Below are 12,229 nucleotides of genomic sequence, written 5' to 3'. Positions count from 1 at the left end.
GTATGGCCGGAATTAACAACGTTGGTCAAAGCGGCTTGTCCTATATCGACCAGCTTAAAAGTCTACAAGAGAGTAACAAGAAAGCGGAAGAGAGCACGGGTAAGCAGGACCTAAAACAGGAAGACTTCTTATCATTGCTCACGAAGCAACTGTCTCAGCAAGACCCTTTTAAGCCGGTAAGTAATGACCAGATGATTGCGCAAATGGCTTCATTTGCGACCGTTGATGGTATTGGCAAGATGAACACTCAGTTTGAGAGTTTGAATTCGTCAATGACATCAAATCAAGCGTTACAAGCTTCCTCTTTGGTAGGGCGTGACGTATTGGTCCCAGGAGCAGCAGGTGTGAAGCAGGACGACGCACCAATGGCGGCAATGGTTAAGCTTTCACAATCTATCGATAATCTGTTTGTTCGTGTAGAGGATGAAGCTGGCCAACTGGTTCGTACCTTTGAGGTAGGGGCGAAACCAGCCGGCGACACGCGTGTGCTTTGGGACGGTAAAGATGAAAGCGGAAATCCACTGCCAGCTGGCAAATACAAAGTGAAAGCGTCTGGCTTAGTTGAGGGGGAGTCGCAAGAGTTCCCAGTATCGACGTATGCCAACGTAAACAGCGTATTGCTTGGCAAAGGTGACGGAAACGTATTACTCAATCTGGCTGGTTTTGAATCGCCAGTTCGACTTGCAGAAGTATTGGAAGTCGGCAAAGCGTAGTCATAGCTCGCTAGATTAGGAGATTTTGGAATGTCATATGTATCTTTAAGCGGTTTGTCCGCCGCCCAACTGGATTTGAACACCACCAGTAACAACATTGCGAACGCCAACACTTACGGCTTTAAAGAGTCCCGTGCTGAGTTTGCTGATGTCTACTCTAACTCTTTATTTACTAACGCAAAAACCACACCGGGTGGTGGTGCACAAGCAAGCCAAGTGGCACAGCAGTTCCATGAAGGCTCTAGCATTTACACCAACAACCCAATGGATTTGCGTGTTTCGGGGACAGGTTTTTTCGCTGTAGCGAAAGAGCGTCTAACTCCACAACAGAATGAACTGACACGTAATGGTGCATTTCACTTAAATAAAGAAAACTACATGGTGACCGCGAACGACGAGTTCTTATTAGGTTACCAAGTGGACCCAAGCTCTGGTGAGGTTTCTTCATACGAGCCACAACCCATCAATATTCCTGCTGAATTTGGTAAGCCAAAACAAACAGCAAACATTGAAGTGGGTGTGAACTTGCCAGCGAACGGCGATTTGAAAGATCCAACGCAGTTTGATTTTTCAGACCCAGATACATACAACCGTTCAACCTCTTCGACAATTTATGACTCGATGGGTCAGTCTTACAAGCTAACGACGTATTACTTGAAAGATCAGACTCAGCCAAATACATGGAACACTTACTACACCGTGACAGATAAAGAAGGTGAAAAGCCTTTAAATGTTGCGGCTGGTGATGCGCAAACGCCAACAGGTCATGTGGGGCATACCATGAAGTTCAACAACGATGGTACGTTGGCGAGCTTGAACAATGGTCAGCCAATCACTTCTGTGGCTCTGGGCGATCCAGCGACGAATACGACACCAGTCGATATGAATGGTGCTGATCCTGCGCAGACGCTTAACTTCGGCTTAGGCTCAGCAACACAGTTTGCGGCTCCGTTCGAACTAACTAAGTTTGACGAAGACGGTGCAACAACGGGCTTCCTAACCAAAGTTGACTTCGATGAAAACGGCAGCGTATTGGGGACTTACTCAAACGGTGAAAACGTTACATTGGGTCGTGTTGCTCTCGTACGTGTTCCAAACGAGCAAGGTCTGGATAAGAAAGGCGGCACTCAATGGGATTCAACGCAGTTCTCTGGTGACAAGATCTGGGGTGAATCAAATAAAGGCTCTTTCGGCACCATCAATAACGGTATGCTGGAACAGTCAAACATTGATATGACTCAGGAGTTGGTGGACCTGATCTCTGCTCAGCGTAACTTCCAAGCAAACTCACGTTCGCTAGAAGTACACAACCAACTACAACAGAATATCTTACAGATCCGCTAGAGCACTAGCTGGGTCATTCGATACTCTGCTTGAGTAAGCAATGGCGTGTGGTTGCTTCTTAGTAATTACCGCTTTGTTCACTTTCATCATGACATTCATCTGATGCTTAGCCTGAATACACCTCACTCAGGCTAAGCATGCTTTGATCTACGATTTGCCGCTGTTGCCGCCGTATGGATCAAAACCTTGCCTCTCGTTACAGTTTTCTGCCTCTATTGACCTCTTTTAATAGTTTGTTATTAATTCAAGGTATTGATTAGTAAGTCTATTTTTATTTTGGCATAACTATTGCTTTTACTCCGTGTACAGAGAGATTTTTTGGAGTAATTTATGGATCGCGCACTGTTTCTCGCAATGAGTGGCGCCAAGCAAAATATGCAGGCACTACAATTGCGCGCTAATAACTTGGCTAACGTAAGCACGACCGGATTTCGGGCTGATTTAGCACAGGCTCGCTCAATGCAGGCTTATGGTGAAGGCCATCCTTCACGTGTATTCAGCATGACAGAGCGTCCAGGGCATAACTTTGCTCAAGGTAGCGTGATTACAACAGGGCGTGATCTGGATGTGACGATTGAAGGCAGCGGTTGGATATCGGTACTCGATCACACAGGGAAAGAAGGGTTGACCCGTAACGGCAACCTAAAAGTCGATCAAAATGGCATGCTTACCAACGCAAGTGGTCATTTGGTGCTGGGTGAAAACGATGCGCCGATTACTTTGCCTATTCCTCTCTCCAAAATTGAAATCGGTCGGGATGGCACCATCTCTGTGCTTCCTCAAGGTGCCCCGGCAGAAGAATTCCAAGCGGTTGATCGCATTAAGCTTGTTAAGCCTAATGACCAAAGCTTGTTTAAAGACACCAATGGCTTATTTCGCCATAAAACTCCAAACCAACCTTACGAAGCAGACGCGACTGTTAGCCTCCAGACGGGAGCGATAGAAGGCAGTAACGTGAATGCCGTAGGTGAAATGACCGCATTGATTGACTTACAACGTCAGTTTGAAATGCAAGTCAAGATGATGAGCACAGCTGAAGAAATGGATAAATCTTCAGATTCACTGCTTCGTATGAGTTAACAGAGTTAGAGGTTCACTATGCATCCAGCGCTATGGGTAAGTAAAACAGGTCTAGACGCCCAACAAACCAACATTGCCACGATTTCGAACAACTTGGCGAACGCCTCTACTGTCGGCTACAAAAAGAGCCGTGCAGTATTCGAAGATTTGTTCTATCAGAACATCAACCAGCCTGGCGGCCAGTCATCTCAGAACACGGAACTGCCAAGTGGCTTGATGCTAGGTGCGGGTTCTAAAGTGGTTGCGACGCAAAAAGTGCACACGCACGGCAATGCACAGACAACGACCAACGCACTGGACATGATGGTGGAAGGCGACGGTTTTTTCCAAGTGACATTGCCGGACGGCAACATCGGTTATACCCGTAACGGTCAGTTCACGCTCAATGGTGAAGGCACGTTAGTCACGTCGGGTTCTGGCTACCCTGTAGAGCCTGAAATTGTGATTCCAGAAGATGCGATTTCTATTACTGTCGGTACGGATGGTGAAGTGTCGGTTCGCGTCCGAGGTCAGCAAGACAACCAAGTCGTTGGTCAGCTAACCATTACAGACTTTGTTAACCCGGGTGGCCTAGAGCCAATTGGTCAGAACCTTTACTTACCAACGGGTGCCAGTGGCGATCCACAAGAGGGTGTTCCTGGTTTGGACGGTTTGGGGGAAATTCGTCAATCCATGCTGGAAGCGTCCAACGTGAATGTAACAGAAGAGTTGGTCAATATGATCGAAGCCCAGCGCGTTTACGAAATGAACTCAAAAGTGATCTCGTCAGTCGATAAGATGATGAGCTTCGTTAACCAGCAATTGTAACGATTAAGAGCAAGATTTGAGGAGCTCACGATGAAACGTATTTGCCTACTCGCTTTGATTGCTACGATGTCGGGCTGTGCCATGTTGGAACCGATTGAAACGGATGAAGTGACACAAGCAACCACTGTGGTCGACGCAGTAGAAGGCGATAAATCGAAAGAAGAGAGCAGCGGTATTGTAGATACTTTACGTGGTAGAAGCGATCCGGTTGCTGGCGACCCTGCTTGGGCTCCAATTCATCCGAAAAACAAACCTGAGCATTACGCTGCTGCAACAGGTTCGTTGTTTAGCGCCGAGCACATTACCGATCTATACGACGATTCTAAACCACGTGGTATTGGCGACATTATTACCGTAACACTGGATGAGACAACCAGTGCGACGAAAAGCGCAAATGCCGATTTATCGAAAACCAATGAAGCGCAAATGGACCCGCTTCAAGTGGGCGGAGAAGAGCTGCAAATTGGCGGAAAATATAATTTCTCTTATGACCTAAACAACTCCAACTCATTTGCAGGTGACTCTTCTGCAAAACAGAGCAACAGCATCAGTGGTTACATCACTGTTGAGGTGATCGAAGTACTGGCAAACGGCAACCTCGTGATCCGCGGTGAGAAGTGGATGACGCTAAATACGGGTGATGAGTACATACGTTTAAGTGGCACTATTCGTCCGGATGATATTAATTTCGACAACACCATTGCATCAAATCGCGTTTCTAACGCAAGAATTCAGTACTCTGGCACTGGTTTGCAACAAGATATGCAAGAGCCAGGCTTCTTGGCACGATTCTTTAATGTAGCGCTATAACACGCCGTGCTGACGGCAATTTGACTGCAAGAGATAAGTAAGCATGAAAAAACTCCTTTTAGTACTGATGAGCGTTGCTCTGTTTTCTACCGTAGCCCAAGCCGCACGTATCAAAGACGTCGCGCAAGTGGCAGGTGTACGAAGCAACCAACTCGTGGGTTATGGTTTGGTTTCAGGCTTACCGGGTACGGGTGAAGCGAACCCGTTTACAGAGCAAAGTTTCGCCGCCATGCTGCAAAACTTCGGCATTCAGATGCCGCCGGGCACAAAGCCAAAAATTAAAAACGTTGCCGCAGTCATGGTTACGGCAGAGTTGCCGCCTTTCTCTAAACCGGGTCAGCAAGTGGACGTGACTGTCTCTTCCATCGGAAGTGCTAAAAGTTTGCGTGGTGGTACGCTACTACAAACGTTCCTCAAAGGTCTCGACGGTCAAGTTTACGCGGTTGCTCAAGGTAACTTAGTGGTGAGCGGCTTCAGTGCTGAAGGCGCTGACGGTTCTAAAATCGTAGGTAACAATCCAACCGTTGGTCTTATCTCTAGTGGTGCGACAGTAGAGCGAGAAATTCCAAACCCATTTGGTCGTGGTGATTACATCACGTTCAACTTGCTTGAGTCAGATTTCACAACGGCTCAACGTATGGCGGATGCTGTAAACAACTTCCTTGGCCCACAAATGGCGAGCGCTGTTGACGCGACATCAGTGCGCGTGCGTGCTCCTCGTGACGTCAGCCAGCGTGTTGCGTTCTTATCGGCAATCGAAAACCTAGAGTTCGACCCAGCAGATGGTGCAGCCAAAATCATCGTTAACTCTCGCACGGGCACCATCGTAGTTGGTAAGCATGTGCGTCTTAAACCAGCAGCAGTAACGCACGGCGGCATGACGGTTGCGATCAAAGAAAACCTGAATGTTAGCCAACCTAACGGCTTTTCTGGTGGGCAAACCGTAGTCGTACCAGACTCGGATATCGAAGTCAGCGAAGAGCAAGGCAAAATGTTTAAGTTCGAACCAGGCTTAACGTTGGATGATTTGGTCCGTGCCGTGAACCAAGTCGGGGCTGCGCCTTCGGACTTGATGGCAATTTTACAAGCATTGAAGCAAGCTGGTGCCATTGAAGGCCAGTTGATCATCATTTAATGGTTAGGAGGTAGGTATAATGAACAATCCTAACGACATTGGTTTTATCCATGACATCAGTTCTCTGGATACTCTGCGTCAAAAAGCAGTGAAAGAGGGAAAAGATGGCGAGCAAGAAGCATTGCATGCGGCTGCTCGTCAGTTCGAATCGATCTTCACCTCCATGATGTTGAAATCCATGCGTGAAGCCAATGAGGGCTTTGAGTCCAACATGATGAACAGCCAAAACGAGAAGTTCTACCGACAAATGTTGGATGAACAGATGGCGAGTGAATTGAGTTCGTCTGGTTCAATGGGACTGGCCGATATGATTGTTAAGCAATTAACGGCTGGGCAAGGGAACGACAAAAAAGAAACGGCTATGCGTGATGCGGCAAACAATGCTGCGGAATATCGTCGTGTTGACCCGAAAAAAGCGCGCGAGATTGAACAGCGCTTGATTGAATCTGGTCAACTATCTCGACCAAGCAATGAACCCACTCGATTCGATTCACCAGAATCCTTTGTTAACTCGATGAAGCCATACGCGGAGAAAGCTGCGAAAGCCCTAGGTGTCGAGCCATCTTTGCTACTTGCGCAAGCCGCTTTGGAAACGGGGTGGGGACAAAAGGTCGTGAAGAACGCGCGTGGCAGCAGCAACAACTTATTTAATATCAAAGCAGATCGAAGCTGGCAGGGTGACAAAGTGACGACTCAAACTTTAGAGTTCCACGATAACACGCCAGTGAAAGAGACGGCAGCGTTTCGCTCCTACTCAAGTTACGAAGACAGCTTTAATGACTTTGTACGATTTTTGAATGACAACCCACGTTACGAGACAGCATTGCAGAAACGCGGAAATTCAGAGTTGTTTATTCGCGGTATCCACAGTGCGGGTTACGCGACCGATCCGAATTACGCAGATAAAGTCCTGCAGGTGAAGGATAAAATCGAAAGTATGTAATGTCTCTGCGACAATTTATGACGTTCTCGAAGGCTTGCCATAGTGCAAGCCTTCACTTTATCTGAACATCTACGCCTTTCTATCACTTGGCACATCTTTTGCTTTTAATGTGTCTAGGTGATCGGTTTTGCCGATTTATATTTCGTTTTCGGGGGCATGTATGGCGTCAGATCTTCTGAATGTAGGTACTCAAAGTGTGCTTACTGCTCAGAGACAATTAAACACCACTGGTCATAACATTTCTAATGTTAATACAGAGGGTTATAGCCGTCAGTCTGTTATCCAAGGCACGAATGATCCGCGCATGTTTGGTGGTTCTACCTACGGCATGGGTGTGCATGTGGAAAATGTTCGCCGCTCGTGGGATCAGTTTGCCGTGAATGAACTGAACCTGTCGTCGACCAACAATGCCAACAAAACGGATACCCAAGACAATCTTGATATGCTCTCTAGTATGTTGAGCTCTGTGGCATCGAAGAAAATTCCTGAGAACCTGAATGAGTGGTTCGATGCGGTAAAAACCATGGCAGATACCCCGAACGATTTAGGGGCACGAAAAGTGGTATTGGAAAAGGCGAAAATCTTCTCTGATACATTAAATGATTTCCACGAAACCGTGCGACTGCAATCTGATGTCACCAATAAAAAATTGGATATGGGCATTGAGCGCGTTAACCAACTTGCGTTGGAAATTCGCGATATTCATCGACTGATGATGCGTACTCCCGGTCCACATAATGACCTGATGGATCAGCATGAAAAGCTGGTTACTGAGCTGTCAGAGTACACCAAAGTTACCGTAACCCCACGCAAAAATGCGGAAGGGTTTAATGTTCATATCGGCAATGGACACACTCTTGTTTCTGGCACGGAAGCAAGCCAGCTCAAAATGATCGATGGCTATCCGGATGTTCATCAAAGACGATTAGCAATGGTGGAAGGGAATGGCATTAAAGCGATCAAGTCTGATGATATGGATGGCAAAATCGGCGCTTTACTTGAAATGCGCGACAAACACATCCCACAACTGCAAGATGAAATGGGCCGTTTAGCGACGGGCTTTTCCTACAAAATTAATCAGCTGCAATCTCAAGGTCTGGATCTCAACGGCAAGATAGGTAAAGACGTATTTACCGACGTGAACTCTGAGCTGGTGGCAAAATCTCGAGTTTTTGCTGCGCCTGACTCACAAGCTGATGTTGCGGTTTACATCGAGGACATTTCCGCGATCAAAGGTGGTGAATATTCGCTGCGTTTTGATGGCGACCAATACAGCGTGACAACACCGAAAGGTGAGCAAATGTCGTTGAACATCGACCGTTCGGATTCGTCGTTTGTTCTGGATGGTATGAAAGTGCAAATTGGTGAAGGCCTTGCCGCCGGTGAGCGCGTATTGCTCCGCCCAACGAGAAGTGGTGCAGCCATCATAAAGATGGAAACCAATGACGCAAAAGCTATTGCCGCACAAAGTTATGAAGCCTCAACCACTTTTGCCCAAGGTAACGCCAAGTTTAAAATTCGTGAGGCGGGGGATGTTAAAGAGTTTGAGGTTACCGTACAACCAGCCGACGAGAAGCATGATAAGCCGTGGTTAAAGATCACGGATAACAAGGGTAATTTACTATCGGACAAATACTCATACCCGTTAGATAAAGATAACCCGATGATTGAAATCTCAGTGCCGAAAAGCCATCCGCTGTATAAAAACGGCGATGCAACCGTGTTTGAGTTGAGCGAAGGCGCACTGATGAATGATAAATTCACCGCAAACTTGGTGCCTTCTGAAGGTGGTAACGGCAACTTGAGAAAAATGCAGAAGATCCAAACAGACAAGATGATGGATGGAAAATCCAGTACCTTGATCGATGTTTATCATAACCTCAATACTGAAGTTGGACTGAAATCTTCTACAGCAAACCGTTTAGCCTCCGTCGCTCGTTTAGAGCATGAAGCGGCGCAAGAGCGCGTTGCTTCTATTTCTGGCGTTAACCTCGATGAAGAAGCGGCCAACATGATGAAGTTTCAACAAGCGTACATGGCTTCATCACGTGTGATGCAAGCGGCGAATGATACCTTCAATACCATTTTACAACTGAGGTAAGGAGAAGAGATAAGTGCTAACCCGAATTTCTAGTTTCCATAACTATCAGTCCGTACAAAATGATCTGCGTCGTCAAGAGAATAAGGTTCACCACAACCAAGAGCAACTTGCTTCAGGGAAAAAGTTACTGAAACCTAGTGACGACCCCCTCGCTGCGCATTACATCCAAAACATTAGTCAGCAACAAGAACAGCTACAACAATATCTTAGCTCGATAGTGTTGGTGCGTAATCGTCTAGAAAACCACGAAGTTAATATCGCCAATGCGGAGAATTTTGCCGACGAGTCGAAGCGCTTAACGATGGAGATGATTAACGGTGCCTTTTCTGCTGAAGACCGACAAGCAAAGAAGCGTGAGCTAGAAGAGATTGCGAACAACTTCCTTAACTTGGTGAACTCGCAAGATGAATCTGGTAACTACGTGTTTGCTGGCACTAAGCCAAAAAGCCAACCATTTTATCGCGATAAAGATGGTAGCGTGCAATACGCTGGGGACGATTATCAGCGCAAAATGAAAGTTTCTAGCATGCTTGAGATGCCAATGAACGATCCTGGCAGCAAGCTGTTTATGGAGATACCAAACCCATTTGGCGACTATCAGCCGAATTACGATCTACAAAATGGCTCTGAGCTGTTGCTAAACAAAGCTACTAACGTTGACGCTAAGGATGATGCGGCGTATCGCGTGACATTTGTCGATATGAATAACGGCAAATTTGGTTACCAATTAGAGCGTAACGGCAAAGTAGTGGATGCCGATGAGTTTTCTCCAGAGAAAGGGATTGAATACAAAGGCCTGAAAGTGCACGTAAAAGGCCAAATTACGCCTGGTGACAGCATTGAGATCGAAAAGCGGGCAGAGTTCAGCATTTTCGATACCTTCAAGGATGCAATGGCATGGTCAGACAAATCGGTTTCGGATACGTCGGCGACCGCCAAATTGCACCAAATGACAGAAGAATTCCACGCTGCTTTTATCCATTTGAATAAAGCGCGTACAGATGCCGGTGCTCGATTGAGTACGCTGGATATCCAAGAGCAAAATCATGAAGACTTTAATTTGTCTCTCGCAAAAGCGAAGAGCAACTTTGAGGACTTGGATTACTCTAAAGCCGTGATCGAGTTCAGTGAAAACTCGCGAGCGTTACAGGCATCGCAACAAGCATTCGGTAAGACCAAAGATCTAACGTTGTTTAACTACATCTAGTATGACACTCATACACATTGTCTGATTTTGATGCCTTATGTGCAAAGCCTTAAGCGCGATAAGTCGACGTAACCTGAGAGTCTGAGATGTCATGCGGCACGATTTTACCCAAAGCGGCAATGATGCGGGAGGCAAGTCGGGCGGCAACAGGGCAGCGTTCAATACCCTTGGGCTAAGATGAGTCTGACAAACCGGAAATAGCTTAATGATAAAGCTAACTTATTGTTTATTTGATTCTTTTAAAAGTAGTTAAATAATTTACGCAAGTTGGCACACAAATTGTATTGAAAATATCAGAACAGATTTAGAGATTCTAAACCCTGCGTTTAAGGCAGATTTAGCAAGTAACTTTTACGGTCAGTGCTTATCCAAATGAGAGTAAAGCTGGCCGCTTCGCAAAAGCTTGCGAACTCAACAGGAGAGCAAAATGGCTGTAACAGTTAGTACTAACGTCTCCGCGATGACCGCGCAGCGTTACCTAAACAAAGCGACTGATGAATTAAACACGTCGATGGAGCGCTTATCTTCAGGACATAAGATTAACAGTGCAAAAGATGATGCGGCAGGTCTACAGATCTCTAACCGCTTAACTGCACAGTCTCGTGGCCTAGATGTCGCAATGCGTAACGCGAACGATGGTATCTCGATTGCACAAACCGCTGAAGGTGCGATGAATGAGGCAACCTCTGTCATGCAACGAATGCGTGACCTTGCGATTCAATCATCGAACGGTACTAACTCTCCAGCTGAGCGTCAGGCGATCAACGAAGAGTCAATGGCATTGATTGACGAGCTAAACCGTATTGCAGAAACCACTTCATTTGGTGGTCGTCGTCTATTGAACGGCTCATTCGGTGAAGCAGCATTCCAGATTGGTGCGAGCTCAGGAGAAGCCATGATCATGGGACTCACCAGCATTCGTGCGGACGATACTCGCATGGGCGGTGTGACCTTCTTATCTGAAAATGGTAAAGATAAAAACTGGAGCGTTGACCCAGCTAAATCTGACTTGAAGATCACGCTACCAGGTATGGGTGAAGACGAAGACGGCAATGTTGATGATCTAGAAATCAACATTAATGCCAAAGCGGGCGACGACATCGAAGAGCTTGCCACTTACATTAATGGTCAGTCTGATATGATTAATGCGTCTGTAAGTGAAGATGGCAAGTTGCAAGTTTTTGTCGCGCATCCAAACGTTCAGGGCGAGATTTCCATTTCTGGTGGATTAGCATCTGAGCTTGGCCTGAGTGATGAACCTATCAGAACGTCAGTACAAGATATTGATATGACCACGGTACAAGGTTCTCAAAACGCGATTTCTGTGCTGGATTCGGCACTGAAATACGTAGACTCGCAACGTGCAGACTTAGGTGCGAAGCAAAACCGTTTGAGTCACAGCATCAACAACTTGGCGAATATCCAAGAAAACGTTGACGCATCGAACAGCCGAATTAAAGATACAGATTTTGCGAAAGAAACCACGCAAATGACCAAAGCACAAATTTTGCAACAAGCAGGTACATCGATTCTTGCTCAAGCGAAACAGTTGCCAAACTCTGCAATGTCACTATTGCAGTAGTTTACTTAGCCTGTGCTCAATACATTCAGACGTGGATGGGAATGCAGGCTTTTGGCAAGCAACTTTACAATAGAATGAGCGGCTCTCTCATCTCTCACCTGCCAATCATTTTCAATATAAAGTTGCACTCGGTATGCCGGAAATGTGTTCATTTCTCTTGATCTCCACATAGGCTCTGGCGACCAACCTAGCCCCAGTTCTCTCAAAGGAAAAGGGGCTTTTTCTTTTCTAATTCTTACGTCTATCGTCTGCGAACTTATCTTCAATTGTTTCCTTTCGCTGGTTTTCTATACAATTTGGCCCTCTCGGCTCGATTTGTGGAAACTTGAGCACTTTTTCTTACTTTTCTTCAATTTTATTAGCTAAATCTCGCAATGTTATTTTTTTAAACTTTTTTCTAAAGCTTCTGAATTTGGTGTCGTTAATAGAGGTAACTTTGAGAGAACTACTTGGTTTTCCGAGACGTCGGAAACCGCTACACCGGAAAATCAATTGGAGAAATCACCA

Annotated in this window: 10 protein-coding genes; all 10 read left to right on the top strand. The window is 46.2% G+C overall.

Annotated elements, in window-relative coordinates; genetic code table 11:
- Positions 1-2 precede the first annotated feature (2 nt).
- The 10 genes from flgD to R7P67_RS19490 all read left to right on the top strand — a co-directional run bounded on the left by flgD (position 3) and on the right by R7P67_RS19490 (position 11,722).
- The gene (gene flgD, locus R7P67_RS19535) at positions 3-713 is read left to right on the top strand and encodes a flagellar hook assembly protein FlgD (protein WP_005382029.1); all 711 of its coding nucleotides are present in this window, start codon (positions 3-5) and stop codon (positions 711-713) included.
- 30 nt (positions 714-743) lie between these two features.
- The gene (gene flgE, locus R7P67_RS19530) at positions 744-2,057 is read left to right on the top strand and encodes a flagellar hook protein FlgE (protein WP_005382030.1); all 1,314 of its coding nucleotides are present in this window, start codon (positions 744-746) and stop codon (positions 2,055-2,057) included.
- A gap of 330 nt (positions 2,058-2,387) precedes the next feature.
- On the top strand, positions 2,388-3,137 hold the full coding sequence (gene flgF / locus R7P67_RS19525; RefSeq protein ID WP_005382031.1) for a flagellar basal-body rod protein FlgF: 750 nt from the start codon (positions 2,388-2,390) through the stop codon (positions 3,135-3,137).
- Positions 3,138-3,155: 18 nt separating this feature from the next.
- The gene (gene flgG / locus R7P67_RS19520; RefSeq protein WP_005382032.1) at positions 3,156-3,944 is read left to right on the top strand and encodes a flagellar basal-body rod protein FlgG; all 789 of its coding nucleotides are present in this window, start codon (positions 3,156-3,158) and stop codon (positions 3,942-3,944) included.
- A gap of 30 nt (positions 3,945-3,974) precedes the next feature.
- A complete protein-coding gene (gene flgH, locus R7P67_RS19515; RefSeq protein ID WP_005382033.1) occupies positions 3,975-4,754 on the top strand; it encodes a flagellar basal body L-ring protein FlgH in 780 nt (259 codons plus the stop codon).
- A gap of 43 nt (positions 4,755-4,797) precedes the next feature.
- Positions 4,798-5,889, top strand: a complete 1,092-nt coding sequence (locus R7P67_RS19510; protein ID WP_005393118.1) for a flagellar basal body P-ring protein FlgI — start codon at positions 4,798-4,800, stop codon at positions 5,887-5,889.
- A gap of 16 nt (positions 5,890-5,905) precedes the next feature.
- A complete protein-coding gene (flgJ, locus tag R7P67_RS19505; RefSeq protein WP_042522768.1) occupies positions 5,906-6,832 on the top strand; it encodes a flagellar assembly peptidoglycan hydrolase FlgJ in 927 nt (308 codons plus the stop codon).
- 160 nt (positions 6,833-6,992) lie between these two features.
- Positions 6,993-8,933 carry a flagellar hook-associated protein FlgK gene (flgK, locus tag R7P67_RS19500; protein WP_136976123.1) on the top strand — a complete coding sequence of 647 codons (1,941 nt, stop codon included), beginning with the start codon at positions 6,993-6,995 and terminating at the stop codon, positions 8,931-8,933.
- A 13-nt stretch (positions 8,934-8,946) separates the two neighbouring features.
- Positions 8,947-10,140, top strand: coding sequence for a flagellar hook-associated protein FlgL (gene flgL, locus R7P67_RS19495; protein WP_005382037.1), 1,194 nt, complete (start codon positions 8,947-8,949; stop codon positions 10,138-10,140).
- Positions 10,141-10,567: 427 nt separating this feature from the next.
- Entirely contained in the window at positions 10,568-11,722 is a 1,155-nt protein-coding gene (locus tag R7P67_RS19490; protein WP_005382038.1) for a flagellin, read from the top strand.
- Positions 11,723-12,229: the final 507 nt, after the last annotated feature.

This window comes from Vibrio sp. Vb0937 (genome assembly GCF_033338855.1).
This window is presented reverse-complemented; position numbering and strand designations above follow the sequence as displayed.

Coding starts and splice junctions, on each gene's coding strand:
- flgD (WP_005382029.1), top strand. CDS start 3: ATGGCCGGAATTAACAACGTTGGTCAAAGCGGCTTGTCCTATATCGAC.
- flgE (WP_005382030.1), top strand. CDS start 744: ATGTCATATGTATCTTTAAGCGGTTTGTCCGCCGCCCAACTGGATTTG.
- flgF (WP_005382031.1), top strand. CDS start 2,388: ATGGATCGCGCACTGTTTCTCGCAATGAGTGGCGCCAAGCAAAATATG.
- flgG (WP_005382032.1), top strand. CDS start 3,156: ATGCATCCAGCGCTATGGGTAAGTAAAACAGGTCTAGACGCCCAACAA.
- flgH (WP_005382033.1), top strand. CDS start 3,975: ATGAAACGTATTTGCCTACTCGCTTTGATTGCTACGATGTCGGGCTGT.
- R7P67_RS19510 (WP_005393118.1), top strand. CDS start 4,798: ATGAAAAAACTCCTTTTAGTACTGATGAGCGTTGCTCTGTTTTCTACC.
- flgK (WP_136976123.1), top strand. CDS start 6,993: ATGGCGTCAGATCTTCTGAATGTAGGTACTCAAAGTGTGCTTACTGCT.
- R7P67_RS19490 (WP_005382038.1), top strand. CDS start 10,568: ATGGCTGTAACAGTTAGTACTAACGTCTCCGCGATGACCGCGCAGCGT.